Genomic DNA, 15,540 nt, shown 5'->3' on the forward strand with positions numbered 1-15,540 from the left:
AATAATCAAATGAAAAATAAAATTTTCTATCGTGTTATCGGTGCAACCGTCGGAATAATACTTTCCGCCTCCTTCATCATACCTGCATTCGCCGCTGATACACAGACGCATAAACCCAAAATCGCCCTAGTCATGAAATCATTGGCAAACGAGTTTTTTCTAACAATGGAGACCGGAGCAAAAGATTACCAGAAAAAAAATACAGATAAGTTTGATTTGATATCTAATGGAATAAAGAACGAAACGGATACAGCAAACCAAATCCAGATAGTAGAACAAATGATTGTATCTAAAGCGGATGCTATCATCATTGCACCATCAGATTCTAAAGCAATTCTACCTGTAGTTAAGAAAGCAATTGATGCAGGAATAATCGTTATTAATATTGATAATAAATTTGATGAGGGTGTACTCAAAGATAAAAATCTAAATATTCCTTTTGTTGGTCCTGATAACCAAAAAGGTGCTAAAGATATTGGTGATTATTTAGCAAAACACCTTAAACAGGGCGATCAGGTAGGTATTATTGAAGGCATTCCAACCTCCCGCAACTCTCAACAACGCACTCAGGGATTCCAGCAAGCAATGGCTGAGAGCGGAATGAAAGTGGTTTCTATTCAATCCGGTCAATGGGAAATAAACAACGCTAATGTAGTAGCCGCTGCAATGCTGAGTGAATATCCCGATATCAAAGCGCTGTTAGCAAATAACGATAACATGGCACTAGGTGCTGTTTCCGCAATTCGTTCAGCTGGAAAAAAAGGACAGGTTTTAGTCGTAGGCTATGACAATATCGAAGCAATTAAGCCGATGTTGAATGATGGCCGAGTATTAGCAACAGCAGATCAATTCGCTTCCCAACAAGCTGTATTTGGCATTGATGCTGCACTTGACGCGCTGAAAAATGGGAAAAAACAGCGCGATTTATCCAGTAATATTGAGACCCCAATAAAACTTATTATTAAACAGTAAGTTAATCATAGCTCATTGCTTTGATATTGCATCTTTCGGATATCAAAGCAGCTTACCCGATAAGGTCAGAATATGAAAAATGGGCAAGAGATCCTCGCAATACACGGAATAGGTAAAATCTATAGTGAACCTGTCTTAGTGGATGTGACACTCACATTATATCCAGGAAAAGTACTGGCTCTGACTGGGGAAAATGGTGCCGGAAAAAGTACCTTAGCCAAAATCATTGGAGGACTAACCAGCGCAACCTCTGGACAGATTATTTATCAGGGAAAACCTTACACGCCTAACAGCAGGAAAGATGCTGAAAAATTGGGTGTTCGCATGGTGATGCAAGAACTCAATTTACTACCCACGCTATCGGTAGCAGAGAATTTGTTTCTCGAACAACTTCCTCACCGATTTGGCTGGATTGATCGGAAAAAGTTAAACGAAATAGCTCTGCCCGTGATGGCCATGGTTGGATTGCAATCGATCGCCCCTAATACACTTGTTGGTGAATTGGGTATCGGTCATCAACAAATGATTGAAATCGCAAGAAACCTAATTGGCGAAAGTCGAGTTCTTATTCTTGATGAACCTACGGCAATGCTCAGTAGCCGCGAAGTTGAATTACTGTTTAAACAGATAATGTTGTTTAAAGCCCGAGGAGTTTCATTGATTTATATCTCTCATCGACTAGATGAGTTAGCAGTAATTGCTGATGAAATTGCAGTACTACGAAACGGCCATCTAGTCTGTGTGGATGATATCAAACGCTATAACAGTCATCAGCTAGTTTCGCTAATGGTCGGGCGTGATTTGGAAAGCTCATTTAATTTAAGTCGACGCCAGATAGGCCATCCGATCTTGAAGGTGGAAAATTTTAATCGTGGAAAAATTATTCAGGATGCATCGTTTACGCTACACAGTGGTGAAATATTAGGTATTAGCGGTCTAGTAGGTTCTGGGCGAACTGAACTTTTACGCGCTATTTTCGGTGCTGATAAAATCGATAGCGGCACATTACAGGTTGGCGATCCGTTAAAATCTGTAGTGATACGCTCCCCTGCAGATGCAATTAAGCACGGTATCGCATTGGTTACAGAAGATCGTAAAGGTGAAGGCCTTCTATTACCACAATCTATAGCAGTAAATATCTCCTTGGGCAACAGCGACAAGATAAGCTTTCAGTCAATTGTTAGTTCACATGATGAGACCAATTTAGCAAATAAATACATTAGAAACTTAAGCATCCGTACGATGAATGCTTCTCAACCCGTAGAGAGTTTATCAGGAGGCAATCAGCAGAAAGTACTAATTAGCCGATGGCTGGAAAAAGATTGTCAGATTATTTTATTTGATGAGCCCACTCGAGGTATCGATATTGGTGCAAAACAAGATATTTACCAATTACTGAATATGTTGACGGTTAAGGGAAAAGGCATTGTTGTCGTTTCCAGTGATTTACGTGAGCTCATGCTCGTTTGCGATCGTATTGCAGTAATTTCAGATGGCAAGCTAGTGAATACATTTTCACGTGATGACTGGAGTCAGGAGCGAATTTTAGCCGCAGCATTTTCTGCATATCAGCACGCAGAAAATACCTCTAGCGAATAGCCGAGGATAAAAAATGAATAACAAATTATCGACTAAACAAGCGGTAACAACAAAAAAAATCCCCTATACATCATTGAAAGAGCTAAGTAGCTACATCGGATTAATCGGTGCGTTATTGGCAATGATAGTGCTATTTTCATGCCTTAGCACACATTTTTTAAGTATGAACACCTTTAGTACTATTGCGAATCAAATTCCTGACCTAATTGTTATGTCTGTTGGGATGACATTCATATTAATTATTGCTGGTATAGATCTTTCCGTTGGATCTTTACTGGCTCTTGCTGCAGCTACGGTAAGCGTAACGTATTTAAATTTCCAATGGCCCCCATGGCTAGCAGCTCTTTCTGGGGTAGCGCTTACAACACTCGTTGGATCACTAACAGGCTTTATTACGGTTGCCTGGCGTATTCCCGCATTTATCGTCTCTCTCGGAATGTTGGAAATGGCTCGCGGAGTAGCCTATCAGCTGACTGACTCTAGGACGGCCTATATTGGCTCTATTTATGATTATATTGCCGATCCGGTTTTCTTCGGGATATCCCCTTCTTTTATTATTGCCATCGCAGTCATTATTGTCGGGCATTTAGTTTTAACTCGAACTGTATTTGGTCGTCACTTGATTGGTATTGGTACGAATGAAGAAGCTGTTCGATTATCAGGCATTAATCCCGGGCCTTATAAGATCGCTGTATTTGCACTCATGGGAGGATTATCCGGCTTGGCTTCACTATTCCAAGTGGCACGCCTTGAGGCCGCTGACCCGAATAGTGGTGTTGGGATGGAACTACAGGTTATTGCTGCTGTCGTGATAGGCGGTACAAGCTTAATGGGGGGAAGAGGTTCAATTATATGTACATTTCTTGGAGCATTGATTATTTCCGTTCTGGCTGCTGGATTGGCACAAGTTGGTGCAAGCGAGCCCACAAAACGCTTTATAACAGGTGCCGTAATTATCATTGCAGTGGTACTTGATACATACCGTAGTCATCTAAACAAAAACTAAGCAACCATCTACTACATGTTAATAAAAGGAAAAAAAATGTCTCAAAATAAAATTATTATCGATTGTGACCCCGGACATGATGATGCAATGGCTATTTTTTTAGCATTAGGTAATCCGAAAATTGATTTACTTGCCGTTACGACAGCCGCTGGAAACAAGACTTTAGATGAAGTCACTTATAACACACGTGCTGTTATGGAATTCATCGGGGCAAATCATATCCCTATCGCAGCAGGTTGCTCTCGCCCTTTAGTCAGGATAATACAAAAAGGTTTAAAAACTCATGAAGTAACAGGTATTAATAGGTCGCAACTTCCAGAACCTAAGCTACCTATTGATAAAAGACATGCTGTTGACTTAATTATTGATACGATTAAATCTCATCCGCCAAAAACAGTGACTCTCGTTCCGATAGGAGGGCTTACAAATATTGCATTAGCAGCAAGAAAGGCGCCAGAAATTGTAGGGTTAGTGAAAGAAGTTGTTTTAATGGGGGGCGGCTACCATATAGGCAACAGCACTGCTGTTGCTGAATTTAATATCATCATAGATCCTGAAGCCGCACATATCGTATTTAATGAAACTTGGCCTATCACAATGGTTGGATTAGACCTAGCCTATCAAGCACGACCAGATGACCAAATTCTGGAAAAGATTAAGTCGTTAAATACTCCCCTAAGCCATTTTGTTGTTGAGTCCCTGAATAACTACACTGCTAGTTATCGCCGGCAAAAAGGAAATAGTGATCATGCTCCAGTTCATGATTTATGCGCTGTTGCTTATGTTATCGATCCATCGATAATGGAAACGATCAAAGCCCCAATTAATATCGAATTGCAAGGTGCTCTAACAACGGGTATGACTGTCACCGATTTTCGTCAACCCATTAAAGCGGAACCCCATACCCAAGCCGCCACTAAATTAGATAACCCGCAATTATGGAACATGTTTATTGATTCTCTTGAGCAATTAGGAAAATAGCATGATAACCACCCCACATAGCGGGTGGTTTACTCCTTCATTTTTATGAAGGTATTGCCCTTTGCGCTACATCGACAGGACCTCAATACGACGTTCAACCATTATTTCTTCGATATTACATAAGGTTAACAGATAAACCAGACACCAGCGGACACATAGATAATAATATCGTTGGAATAATGCAGACCTTTGAGCGCTTTTCAGATTATAGGTATAGGTAATTCATCCTGCAAAGTAACTAAATCGCCCTGTTTATTCTAAATGCGACAGAACCAAATACATTTATGTAATGAGCCTCTAAAACGAAATTTCTAGCTCAGCTTAATCCCTTAATTAAACACTTTTCATATCATAGTGGCATAAATGTAATCAATTCTGCCGCGCTATAAATATCGGCTACAAACGTTATCAGAACGAACTATTGTCGATTACAAAACGATACTTAACATCGTTTTTCAACATACGTTCATACGCTTGATTAATATTTTCTATATTGATCAACTCAATCTCTGCAACAATATTGTGTTCCCCACAGAAATCAAGTAATTCTTGAGTTTCTTTAATACCACCGATTAATGAAGCCGAAATAGATTTTCTTCCAAGATATAACGGAACTGAACTCGTTTTAAATTCACCGATGTATCCAACAAGAACTAATGTTCCATCTAATGTTAATGTAGATATATATGGTTTTAAATCATGCTCATAAGGAATAGTATCAATAATGATATCAAACTGATTTTTGGCCTCTGCCATTTTAGCTTCATCTGTCGATAACACGACATGATCGGCACCTAAACGGATCGCATCAGCTATTTTGGATTTTGAGCTAGTGATTAATGTAATCTCTGCCCCTAAAGCATGAGCTAGTTTAATAGCCATATGACGCAAACCACCTAATCCCACAATAGCAAGCTTAGTTCCCTTACCTACTTTCCAATGCATTAACGGAGACCAAGTTGTAATACCAGCACATAATATTCGCATCTGATCTTGCTTGGAAATACTATATGAACAACGAACTATTAAATCTCTGCCGTTACTATGCCGATGCCCGTGCCGTTTCTAACGGTGTTATTACTACGCCCGTTTCGGGACTGACTATCGTACGCTCTATCCATCAAGGGGAATTGCAGGTAGCAGTATCAAAGCCACTTGTCGCGATGATGTTACAGGGACGAAAGCGTGTAACAACAGGCTCTAACAGCTTTGAATATGGTCCCGGTGAAGCGATGGTTATATCCGCAGATATCCCTATAGAAGGCCTGATAACAAAGGCTAGTGCTGGAGAACCCTATTATTCACTTGTTCTAGAACTGGATATTACGCTCCTGAGTGAGCTTCAGAGCGCTATGACAATTAGGAGAAATCGCTCGTCAAGCAGTATCCATGTTGAACCCATTCGTACTAACGTGGCAGATACTGCATGTCGTCTGGTAAGGCTGTTCGGAGAGCATGAAGCACTTAACATCCTTGGTAAAGGTTTAATACGCGAGCTACATTACTGGTTGCTCAGGAGTGAGCATGGAGAAGCCATCAGGGCTCTTGGTGCAATGGATAGTCATTCTGTGAAAGTGAGCCGTGCAATAGAAAAACTACGTAATGATTTTATGTACCCAATCAAAACCAAAGAACTAGCCAGTAGCGTAGGCATGAGCGTGCCGGTATTCCATAAATACTTCAGGTTACTTACCACACTTACCCCTCAGCAATTTCAGAAACAACTACGCTTAATTCATGCTAGAAATCAGATGCTGACAAATGGCGTGAGTATCACTCACGCAGCTTCTGCAGTTGGCTATAACAGTGTATCGCAGTTCACCCGTGAATATTCGCGAATATTTAATATTTCACCAGGGCGAGATATCAAACTGTTCAGATCAAGATTTTCTCAAAAAAGACACCATAACTAAAAATTATTAGTTAAAACTTAAGCACGCCACTAACGTAATTACTAAATACAATTAATAAATCATCCAGTTAAAAAATGCTCACAAGACGTGTACATCAAATTAATATTAATTAAAGCAAACATATCCTTCACCAACACGTATACACAAAATAGCGTACCACACCCAAAATTTGCATCTTTACCATAATGGTCACTCTCCCCATACTTCCAGTTATGGATCGATTGTTTCCCATTACCCAAGAATGGAAATATACAAACTATAATTACTAATTATATAAAATACATTTAAAGCTATTTGTGATTTTTATAAATACTTTTGACAAATAATGGAGTTCAAATCATCAAATAAATATCCCACTGTATTTATTTGATTCTTATTATATATTCCGCTAATTTCTCTAAAGAGTTCAAGTTGTAGGTAGGCGGCAAGCAAAGCTAATCCCTAGGAGCATACATAAGTATGTGACTAAGGTTAGCGAGCGTCGCCAACAACGCTACAGTGCGAAATATGACAAATATCCATCTTCTAAAGAGTTCAAGTTGTAGGTAGGCGGCAAGCAAAGCTAATCCCTAGGAGCATACATAAGTATGTGACTAGGGTTAGTATGCGTAGCCAACACCCCTACAGCTTGAAATATGACAAAGATTTTAGTAGAGCTTCTTAGCCGTATCAAACCAATCCTTCTTAAAGACACGCTTCATATTCATAACCGCATCAATAATATCATGATGGACTAACTTCTCATTTTGAATACCTACGCAGCGCCCACCGTAACCTTCCAGTAGAAGTTGGATGGAATAAGCCCCCATGCGTGATGCTAAAATGCGGTCATAAGCAACTGGAGATCCGCCACGCTGGATATGGCCTAGAACCGTTGCACGTGTTTCGTGATGGGTTTCTTGCTCAATATATTTGGCTAACTCACCCACGTCACAAACGTGTTCAGTGATAGCAACGATTGCATGGCGTTTGCCTTTCTCAATACCGCGTTTGATTTCAGATAACAATTCTTCGCGATCGAACGCCATTTCTTGCTCAGGCAATACAAGGAATTCGCACCCACCCGCGATCGCCGCAGATAATGTTAAATCACCGCAGTAACGTCCCATCACTTCAACAATAGAGATACGTTTATGAGATGTAGAGGTATCACGCAAGCGGTCAATTGCTTCAACAACGGTTTCAAGCGCAGTAAAATAACCAATGGTGTAATCGGTTCCTGCAACGTCATTATCGATTGTACCTGGTAGACCAATGCACGGGAAGCCTGCTTCGGTCAGTGCTTTCGCACCCAAATAGGAACCGTCACCACCAATAACGACTAGTGCATCAATATGATTTTTCTTCAGATTTTCAAAGGCTATTGCACGTACTTTTTCATCACGGAATTGTGGGAAGCGAGCTGAGCCTAAAAAGGTGCCACCGCGGTTGATCATATCCGATACGCTGTATCTATCTAATTGTTTCATGCGGTTTTCATATAGGCCAAGGTACCCGTCAAAAATACCCATGACTTCTAAACCTTCACCCAATGCCGCACGAACCACACCGCGGATCGCTGCATTCATGCCTGGCGCGTCACCACCACTCGTTAAAACCCCAATTCTTTTAATCTGCTTGACCATGATGACCTCTGATTAATGAACATAAAATTGCAAACCGATAAAACCGTTACGCTGTTAATCTTTTTAACGCTAATTACACTGACTTACCAGTGCTGAATTGATTCACCTAGCAGCATAATACGGCAAAGAGTGAATTATGCATCTGCTTTCCATCAAGCTTTTATGTTTTATTGTGATCCAGTTTACATAATTCTAGCCGATCACCCCAATAGGTAAATCTTTCAATGTAAAAAAAGCTCTAGAGTACAAACTGAAGCGAATTACCCTAGTTGAATCTTAGTTTGAAATAAAAATTAAGTATTGATGATAACACTTAAATTCCTTCGATGCTGTACCTATAAAACAAAAGAAAAGCACCATTTGGTGCTCTTTGGGTGAACGAACAAAAACGAAAATAAAATAGGGCTATGTATAGTAATAACGCGTTAAATGGAAAAAAATAGGCGCAGCAAAACACAATGAGTCAATGCGATCCAGCATCCCACCATGCCCTTCAATAATAGCCCCAAAATCTTTAATACCACTATCACGCTTAATTGCTGACATACATAATCCTCCCACAAACCCCATAATGGTAATCGCTAATGACATCAGCCCTGCAACCCACCAGCTAAACGGGGTTACCCAGTAGAGGCAAATACCAATTAATACTGAAGATAATATTCCGCCAATAAAACCTTCAATTGTCTTATTTGGGCTCAACTTAGGCACAATAGGCCGCTTACCCATTAACTTGCCAAAAACATACTGCAACACATCTGAAATTTGCGTCACAATAATCAAGAAAAGTAATAGTTTTACATTTTCGCCTTCATAGCCTTGAATATTCAGCATCAATAACGCAGGAACATGGCTTAAACAGAAAACAGCCACCAACATCCCCCACTGAATCTTTGCAGTGCGTTCAAGAAAATGAAAGGTATCTCCAGCTAAAGCAATACGGGTGGGCAAGAAAAGGAATACAAAAACAGGCACGAAAATTGAAAATAACCCATACCATTCAATACCTACCAAGACATATTGCAATGGAATAAAAACAAAAAAGCACCAAAATAAAGCTTCATGGTCACTTCGTCGTGTTGGCGTTAAGGTAATAAACTCTCTGAGTGCAAAGAACGATATCAGCGCAAATAAGATCACCACACCTATGTTGCCAAGTACCACAGCAAGCACACAAATAATGCACATGACCCACCATGCGCGGATACGAGCATTTAAATTATCAATGGTTGGGTTACTTTTTTCACCTGAATAACGGTATGCAAGGATACCACCAATAACACTGGCAAATACCAGTATCCCAAACACACCTGACAATAGTAATACTAACTCCCTGTCCCCAATACTCATGGCATTAGCTCCTCAAGTGCTTCTTTTGCTCGCTGCAAAAAGGCGATTTTATTTTCATTTTCCATGATAGGTACTAAAGGTTTACCAACGATAGCTGAACAAATCACAGGCACAACAAGCTTTGACCCCTTCGGTAATACACGATTTAAATTTTCCAAATACACTGGAACAACTTCAACATCAGGGTATTTTTTCGCGAGATAATAGAGCCCACTTTTAAATTGGCTTAAAGTTTCCCCATCACCGCGGGTGCCTTCAGGAAAAAAGATCAATGAATGCTTTGACTCTAATACTGATTCTAAGGGAGCTAATATATTATTCTGTGCAGGCTTATCACCTTTTCTGTCGACCAATACCGCCCGAAAAACCTTATTAACTAAGTAACGCCGAAATGGCGTCTTAATCCAATAATCCTTAGCGGCAACAGGGTGAACAAAATGGCGCATTAAAGGTGGTAACCCAGACCAAATAACCAAACCATCAAGATGGCTGGAATGATTGGCATAATAAATACGCGAGTTCATTGACGGTTGGCATCCCACCCAGCGTGTGCGAACACCGGTTAATAAACGGCAGGTTCCCGATAACAGCATGCCCATTCCCTTAGCTAAAAGAGAAATTCTCTGCACTTTTTCCATCTTTTTTCCTTGCTAACGTTTTATCAAACGAAAATTTGCAAAATTACGAAAAGACCTGAATATCGTTTAATTAACAAGATAGAGAGTCAGTTACAGGAGTACAACGGGATAAGTTCTGATTTGTAATATAAGAAAAGTAATATTGAGATAAACAGCAGGAAATAAATGATTGGTGTAGCAATATATCATCACATTACTACACCAGAACGACATCCAACTAACATCAATAATTAAATACTATTTTTTGTCAGCAGCAATACGGTCACGGATGTTTTGTGCACGCTCGCTTGATGGTGGGTGAGAATCAAACATACTTGTTTCACTGCTACCCATTTTTGCTAATTTTTCAAAACCAGTCACTAAACCGTCAGTTTTAACACCGCGTTTTTTCAGTAAATCGTAAGAGAAGTTATCTGCTTCACTTTCTTGGTGCTGAGAAAACTGTGAGTTAATCAGTTTTTCACCCAGAGCAGCAACTTGTGATGCGCTCAGTTGTTCTACTACGCCACCAGCTGATGATGCAGCAGTACGTGCAGCAACCGTTGCATAAGCAACTTGCATAGCTTTACGTGTATGACCTAATGCAACGTGGCCCATTTCATGGCCTAAAACACCTTCAACTTCATTGTCATTCATCACATCCATAAGGCCGCTGTATACGCGAACACAACCATTCGCCATCGCCCATGCGTTTACATCGCTAGTCATATAAACTTTATAATTTACTGGGGTACCATCAACTTCGTTGCCCAATGCTTTTGCGATTTTATCTAAACGTTTTGCATATTTGCTAGACGCTGGTGCAATTTTGTTTTGCGCATCCATTTCTTTACATGATTCATCACTGAATTTCTTAACGTCTGCATCACTCAATGTTGCCGCTTGGAATAATTGCATGCCTGAGTTAGTCAACATCCCTTGGTCTAAATTTTTACAACCCGTTAAAATGACAGCAGAAACAGCAACTGCCACAAGCGCTTTCATCTTCATAGAACATTTTTCCTGTAGTATATAAGTATTATTTTTTAACAACGCTAAAGACTATGAATTTTGCGAAAAATAACAATAGGAATAAAGCCATAATTATATAATATATGAATTTGATAACGTTTTGGCTAAAATTGCAAAATGGGCAGAATATTATTCCAATAATAAACGCCATATAAGTGTCATACAAATGCCAATTAAAATTCAGAGTAAAAACGAACTTAACTATTTAATAAATAACTCAATAATGCAAAAATCATTTTCTATATTTTGCTCAATAGTAAATTGAAGAACTTCTCGATTTTCTTTGACTAGTAAAGTCTCAAATGGTTTTAAATAAAAGGAATCTGAATTAATTTTCATCCCTAGACTGGGAGCAATATTAAAAATTAAGATCTCGCTAGCTCCGCTCACCCAAGAGTTAATAAGCTCAGTATTCACCCATTGTAAGCGCGCTTGATATTTTTCAGGGTTATAGATGACATTAAAATCACGAATTGCACCTTGGATAAGTTCTGCATAAACTTCGCTGTCCCCATTAAAAGCAAAAAATTCTTTTTGCTGTAATGTCACTGCTGGGTTCTTATCCACATGTAAAATAAGCCCTTCTCCTTCCAATACGCCAATAATACGTTGCCGATTTTGGAAAAACGAAAATGCTCCCGCGGTTTTAACATCGGCAATCGACACTCGCCAATCAAAATCATCTAAACCTTCACCATGACTGCGAGCCAGTTCAAGCGTCGACCCTTGGCCATTTTTCCAAGGCATATTGCGATAATCTTGTGTCGTTAATATCTGAGTCATAAAGAGAGCCCTACTTTGGTGGATACATTGTTTTTATAGTAAGAATGAGAGATGAAAATAGCAGACTTTCAACAAAAAAACGTCTATTAAAAAATCAATTTTAAATCGTAGCCCGCATGTGCTACGATTTAATTGTTCATCATAAGAAGAGGATAACAGTAATGGCCAATACTCAACACAAAACAGATATTGTCAGAGCGAGAATTGAACCTAAAGTCAGGGAAAATGCTGAAGCAGTGCTATCTGAATTAGGGATTAGCATGTCTGATGCTATTCGTATTTTCGTCAAGCAAATATCATTGCGACAAGCTTTTCCGATTGAGTTAAAAACACCAAACTCAATTACATTAGAAGCTATTAATGCACCAACTACAGACGAAATATTTGACTCTGCTGATGACTTATTTAGCCAAGTGAGCAAGTCCGATGCTAAAAATTCGCGTTAAATCCCAATTCAAAAAAGACTTAAAAAAGTCGTTATCTGACAAAAAAAGAAATACTCAGCTATTAAAAGAGTTAATCGATAACCATCTGTGCATTACTGGCTCTGTTCCAGCAGAATATTTGCCTCATCCCTTAAAAGGAAACTGGAAACCTTGCTATGAATGCCACATACAACCCGATTTTTTATTAATTTGGGATATAGACTACCAAACCAATGAAATCATATTAGTTCGCTGTGGCTCGCATTCTGAATTATTTGGCTAATTCATCACATTTTCCAACCTAAAATAATTAAATTGAAGTGGGTGACCGTCCACTTTCCGTCCACCTCGGCGAACTTTGATGAACTTTCAGAGCCTTTTAATAAGTCATAACCCTATGTTTTTAACAAATTTATTTATTTTTGAGATAAAAAAAAGCCCCTAAAAGGGGCTATAAAAGACAGGGATGGTGTTCATTATTTAACTGTAACTTATTGTTATTTAATACTTTACAATTCACACTGTCCACGTTACGTCCACATCGACCATTATTGACCCATCAGCCCCTCAAAATGAGGGGCTTTACTTATCATTCAAACCAGAATCTAATTTAAGCACGTCACTCACTAAAAGGAGAATTCATGGATAACTTATTTTTTATACTGACTCTTATAGCTTTAATTGCTTTTATTCTGGGGTTAATAAAGCCTAAACTAGTGCTTATGCCTAATAGGATGAAATCCTCACTTGTTTATTCCATAGCTATCCTTGTTCTACTTTCTTTATTCATTGTTTTTGCCGAGCCGTCACAAACCCAAGAGCAAGCAAAAAGCAGCCCACAAACTGAAGAACAAAAACAGCCACAAAAAAATAGTTACTTATCTAGTGACCAAGAATGCACGAAAGACAATAAAATTTATGCAACCGCAAAAGATGCTATGGAATATTTCAGTGATTATTACCCTGAAAATAACACACTCGAAATTATTAGTGAGTCACCGCTAAAAATTAGATTATCTCCGCAAGCTGTTAGTAATGATATTGTTGATGTAAAAGAGTTATTAACTAAGCGCGCTGTTGTCTATGGTGTTTACCGTGCTTTGATTAATACACCTAACGATAAAGTTACAGTAACATCCTACTTGGTAGATTTTGACGGCAAAAAGCTGAAAGACTCACCAGAATATACAACAACTATCACTAAACCACAGGCATTAGAGATCATTAAAAAATATATTCCGGTTAATAATTTGAGTGAACTAACCGATGATAGTTGCTCTTTTACTGCGCGATTCAATGAATTACGATTTGATGATAGTGGTAAAAAAGGCTTTGATACCTTTTTCAACGAATTGATTAGTGTTTCTAAGTAATATTTAGCCCCTCAATTGAGGGGCTTTAGTTTCTATAATGCTAAAGAGGGTTGCTGGTATTTGTTCGGATGCGGTTCAACAACATTAATATGTGCAGGTTTAACAACAATTTTGGTTACTGATTCGTGACTGACAAATGTGCAACCACAATTGATATTTTGGCACTGGTTATAACGTTCTTTAGTTTCGGATGAAACTTGGTAGGAACTACGTGTATGTGCAGCGTGACCGCATTCAGGACAATTCATCATGATTATGTATCCTTTGTCATGATGTTGATGTTATGTAAATTATATCATGTGTATCCATACAGTCTAAAAAATTATTCATCAGCCATATCTAAATCTGAAATTTTCACCTCTAACTCTAATGCGGTTGTAAAACCACTGTCATTCAGTGAATGAACGACTCGCGTTAATGTCCAGTCCGCGTTATCAATTTCGGGTTTAAATCCGCTGACGGTGACAGGCATTTCAGGGTAGAGTTCTGCACGACCAACCGCGAGTTGAATCGAAAATGACGCAACACCACGTTGGATTTTTTCCCAGTTGGCTTTTGCTGCTCGGGCGGCATTTTCTTTCGTGGCGTAGGTATGAGAAAGCGTGAGAACGTTCCCTTGTTCGCCAGCTAGATATTCCCCTTGTTTTTCTTTCGGTTCAGCGGGTTTTGTAGGTTGTTTGCTTTTTCGCTTACGCTTTACCGTCACTGCTTTTTTCTTTTTCGGCTCACGTGTATCAAGCCAGTTAGCGATAACGCCGGTGTATGCTCCGCGGTCAGCCAGTGTAAAACGGTGACCATCACCGACAGAGCGATTAATGTGCATCGTTTGAATCGGTTGGCCAGTTGCGGTGAGCCCTTGACCTTGTTTCATAAACAGTAAGTTTCCGTTTTTAACCGCAACAATTGCCCCCTCGGATTTAGCCACTCGTGTGAGAAATGAGCCGTCCGATTCGTTGGTTTGGTCGATATGAGCGAGTTTAATTTTATCTAATTTTTCATCAATAACCGCCTTTAACTTATTGCGTTCCGCCAAGGTGCGTACAATATCGCCCAACGATTTTTGATGGTAAGACTGCTCACGCTTGACGTTTAAAGTGTCGCGAAAGTCCGCACTACGACCACGGATCGTGAGCTTATCTGGCACGCCGCTATGTTCAACCTCATCAACCGTAAACGTCCCCTTGTAGATCAGCGGTTCGTTTTTCCAACCAAGATGCAATGACAGGGTTTCACCTCGCTTTGGTAAGGCGAGTTGTCCGTCGCTATCATCCAACTCAATATCTAATTGGTCAGCTTCAAAGCCGCGATTGTCCGTCATGGTTAATGACATTAAACGCCCCTGAATCAGGCTATTAATATTTTCACCGCCTGCCGCGAGCGCAAAAGCAGGAGTTAACTCATCTTTGGTTAAAAAACTCATAGCGGTAAGGCTCCGCGAATATCATTGAGCTGCTGACCTAGATCGCCAAACATTTGAGACAGTGATTCATCAGTGCGTTTTAATTTCAGCGTAAAATCAATTTTTCTGGCCGAGCCATCATCAAAAAAAATACTTTTCGATTGGGTGATTTCTTCAATTACAAACATACCGTAAATGGTGCCTGAGCCATCAATCAGCGACCATGCTTTTCCCGTTTCTGCCATTTGCTCTAATACCAGTAATGACAGCCTGCCGCCAGTCAGTGACGGGAATAATGAGCCACTTAATGTGATATCGTCATTATCAAGGCCGATAAATTGAACTGCGGGGCGCTTGCCGACACGATTATTCACCCCATAACGGTATTTTTGGTTAATTTGCATCATCTGGTAAGGCGTTGTATTTAATTGAAAGACAAACAAGCCTAGTGCTGCCATTGCCATA

Annotated in this window: 16 protein-coding genes and 1 pseudogene; 8 read left to right on the plus strand and 9 right to left on the minus strand. The window is 39.6% G+C overall.

Annotation, left to right across the window (positions count from 1 at the left end; translation table 11 throughout):
* Positions 1-9: 9 nt before the first annotated feature.
* The 4 genes from PSF67_RS11470 (at position 10) to PSF67_RS11485 (ending at position 4,558) form a co-directional block, all read left to right on the plus strand.
* Positions 10-972 (plus strand): sugar ABC transporter substrate-binding protein, encoded by a 963-nt coding sequence (locus PSF67_RS11470; protein WP_272676937.1) that lies wholly within the window; start codon positions 10-12, stop codon positions 970-972.
* 72 nt (positions 973-1,044) lie between these two features.
* The gene (locus PSF67_RS11475) at positions 1,045-2,571 is read left to right on the plus strand and encodes a sugar ABC transporter ATP-binding protein (RefSeq protein WP_272676938.1); all 1,527 of its coding nucleotides are present in this window, start codon (positions 1,045-1,047) and stop codon (positions 2,569-2,571) included.
* Between the two features lie 13 nt (positions 2,572-2,584).
* Positions 2,585-3,577, plus strand: a complete 993-nt coding sequence (locus tag PSF67_RS11480) for an ABC transporter permease (protein WP_272676939.1) — start codon at positions 2,585-2,587, stop codon at positions 3,575-3,577.
* A 36-nt stretch (positions 3,578-3,613) separates the two neighbouring features.
* Positions 3,614-4,558, plus strand: a complete 945-nt coding sequence (locus tag PSF67_RS11485; RefSeq protein WP_272676940.1) for a nucleoside hydrolase — start codon at positions 3,614-3,616, stop codon at positions 4,556-4,558.
* Between the two features lie 408 nt (positions 4,559-4,966).
* Here PSF67_RS11485 and PSF67_RS11490 read toward each other — a convergent pair.
* Positions 4,967-5,539: pseudogene (locus PSF67_RS11490) on the minus strand (zinc-binding dehydrogenase); the annotation flags it as partial.
* 29 nt (positions 5,540-5,568) lie between these two features.
* Here PSF67_RS11490 and PSF67_RS11495 point away from each other — a divergent pair.
* Entirely contained in the window at positions 5,569-6,471 is a 903-nt protein-coding gene (locus tag PSF67_RS11495) for an AraC family transcriptional regulator (RefSeq protein WP_272676941.1), read from the plus strand.
* Between the two features lie 647 nt (positions 6,472-7,118).
* On the opposite strand, the gene pfkA is transcribed toward PSF67_RS11495, so the two are convergent.
* From pfkA to PSF67_RS11520, 5 genes are all read right to left on the minus strand, one after another.
* The gene (pfkA, locus tag PSF67_RS11500; RefSeq protein ID WP_047756829.1) at positions 7,119-8,096 is read right to left on the minus strand and encodes a 6-phosphofructokinase; all 978 of its coding nucleotides are present in this window, start codon (positions 8,094-8,096) and stop codon (positions 7,119-7,121) included.
* Positions 8,097-8,501: 405 nt separating this feature from the next.
* Positions 8,502-9,446, minus strand: a complete 945-nt coding sequence (locus tag PSF67_RS11505) for a phosphatidate cytidylyltransferase (protein ID WP_166267052.1) — start codon at positions 9,444-9,446, stop codon at positions 8,502-8,504.
* Complete coding sequence (locus tag PSF67_RS11510; protein ID WP_166267054.1) at positions 9,443-10,084, minus strand: lysophospholipid acyltransferase family protein; 642 nt, start codon at positions 10,082-10,084, stop codon at positions 9,443-9,445. The genes PSF67_RS11505 and PSF67_RS11510 overlap by 4 nt, the downstream gene beginning before the upstream one ends.
* A 237-nt stretch (positions 10,085-10,321) precedes the next feature.
* Positions 10,322-11,074, minus strand: a complete 753-nt coding sequence (locus tag PSF67_RS11515) for a M48 family metallopeptidase (RefSeq protein WP_166267056.1) — start codon at positions 11,072-11,074, stop codon at positions 10,322-10,324.
* A 222-nt stretch (positions 11,075-11,296) separates the two neighbouring features.
* On the minus strand, positions 11,297-11,878 hold the full coding sequence (locus PSF67_RS11520; RefSeq protein ID WP_166267058.1) for a HutD/Ves family protein: 582 nt from the start codon (positions 11,876-11,878) through the stop codon (positions 11,297-11,299).
* 161 nt (positions 11,879-12,039) lie between these two features.
* Here PSF67_RS11520 and PSF67_RS11525 point away from each other — a divergent pair, with 161 nt between their 5' ends.
* From PSF67_RS11525 to PSF67_RS11535, 3 genes are all read left to right on the plus strand, one after another.
* Entirely contained in the window at positions 12,040-12,324 is a 285-nt protein-coding gene (locus PSF67_RS11525) for a type II toxin-antitoxin system RelB/DinJ family antitoxin (protein WP_166267060.1), read from the plus strand.
* The gene (locus PSF67_RS11530; protein ID WP_166267062.1) at positions 12,305-12,586 is read left to right on the plus strand and encodes a type II toxin-antitoxin system YafQ family toxin; all 282 of its coding nucleotides are present in this window, start codon (positions 12,305-12,307) and stop codon (positions 12,584-12,586) included. Before PSF67_RS11525 ends, PSF67_RS11530 begins: the two co-directional genes overlap by 20 nt.
* A 358-nt stretch (positions 12,587-12,944) precedes the next feature.
* Complete coding sequence (locus PSF67_RS11535; RefSeq protein ID WP_102140617.1) at positions 12,945-13,676, plus strand: hypothetical protein; 732 nt, start codon at positions 12,945-12,947, stop codon at positions 13,674-13,676.
* A gap of 32 nt (positions 13,677-13,708) precedes the next feature.
* On the opposite strand, the gene PSF67_RS11540 is transcribed toward PSF67_RS11535, so the two are convergent.
* From PSF67_RS11540 to PSF67_RS11550, 3 genes are all read right to left on the minus strand, one after another.
* Positions 13,709-13,927: an ogr/Delta-like zinc finger family protein gene (locus PSF67_RS11540; protein ID WP_102140616.1), complete on the minus strand. Its 219-nt coding sequence runs from the start codon at positions 13,925-13,927 to the stop codon at positions 13,709-13,711.
* Positions 13,928-13,998: 71 nt separating this feature from the next.
* Positions 13,999-15,096: a phage late control D family protein gene (locus PSF67_RS11545; protein ID WP_116068830.1), complete on the minus strand. Its 1,098-nt coding sequence runs from the start codon at positions 15,094-15,096 to the stop codon at positions 13,999-14,001.
* Positions 15,093-15,539, minus strand: a complete 447-nt coding sequence (locus tag PSF67_RS11550) for a phage tail protein (protein ID WP_102140831.1) — start codon at positions 15,537-15,539, stop codon at positions 15,093-15,095. Before PSF67_RS11550 ends, PSF67_RS11545 begins: the two co-directional genes overlap by 4 nt.
* Position 15,540 lies beyond the last annotated feature (1 nt).

It is taken from the genome of Providencia sp. PROV076 (genome assembly GCF_028483405.1).
Classification (GTDB): domain Bacteria; phylum Pseudomonadota; class Gammaproteobacteria; order Enterobacterales; family Enterobacteriaceae; genus Providencia; species Providencia huaxiensis.

Coding starts and splice junctions, on each gene's coding strand:
- pfkA (WP_047756829.1), bottom strand. CDS start 8,096: ATGGTCAAGCAGATTAAAAGAATTGGGGTTTTAACGAGTGGTGGTGAC.
- PSF67_RS11525 (WP_166267060.1), top strand. CDS start 12,040: ATGGCCAATACTCAACACAAAACAGATATTGTCAGAGCGAGAATTGAA.
- PSF67_RS11515 (WP_166267056.1), bottom strand. CDS start 11,074: ATGAAGATGAAAGCGCTTGTGGCAGTTGCTGTTTCTGCTGTCATTTTA.
- PSF67_RS11495 (WP_272676941.1), top strand. CDS start 5,569: ATGAACAACGAACTATTAAATCTCTGCCGTTACTATGCCGATGCCCGT.
- PSF67_RS11540 (WP_102140616.1), bottom strand. CDS start 13,927: ATGATGAATTGTCCTGAATGCGGTCACGCTGCACATACACGTAGTTCC.
- PSF67_RS11505 (WP_166267052.1), bottom strand. CDS start 9,446: ATGAGTATTGGGGACAGGGAGTTAGTATTACTATTGTCAGGTGTGTTT.
- PSF67_RS11550 (WP_102140831.1), bottom strand. CDS start 15,539: ATGGCAATGGCAGCACTAGGCTTGTTTGTCTTTCAATTAAATACAACG.
- PSF67_RS11545 (WP_116068830.1), bottom strand. CDS start 15,096: ATGAGTTTTTTAACCAAAGATGAGTTAACTCCTGCTTTTGCGCTCGCG.
- PSF67_RS11510 (WP_166267054.1), bottom strand. CDS start 10,084: ATGGAAAAAGTGCAGAGAATTTCTCTTTTAGCTAAGGGAATGGGCATG.
- PSF67_RS11535 (WP_102140617.1), top strand. CDS start 12,945: ATGGATAACTTATTTTTTATACTGACTCTTATAGCTTTAATTGCTTTT.
- PSF67_RS11470 (WP_272676937.1), top strand. CDS start 10: ATGAAAAATAAAATTTTCTATCGTGTTATCGGTGCAACCGTCGGAATA.
- PSF67_RS11485 (WP_272676940.1), top strand. CDS start 3,614: ATGTCTCAAAATAAAATTATTATCGATTGTGACCCCGGACATGATGAT.
- PSF67_RS11480 (WP_272676939.1), top strand. CDS start 2,585: ATGAATAACAAATTATCGACTAAACAAGCGGTAACAACAAAAAAAATC.
- PSF67_RS11475 (WP_272676938.1), top strand. CDS start 1,045: ATGAAAAATGGGCAAGAGATCCTCGCAATACACGGAATAGGTAAAATC.
- PSF67_RS11530 (WP_166267062.1), top strand. CDS start 12,305: ATGCTAAAAATTCGCGTTAAATCCCAATTCAAAAAAGACTTAAAAAAG.
- PSF67_RS11520 (WP_166267058.1), bottom strand. CDS start 11,878: ATGACTCAGATATTAACGACACAAGATTATCGCAATATGCCTTGGAAA.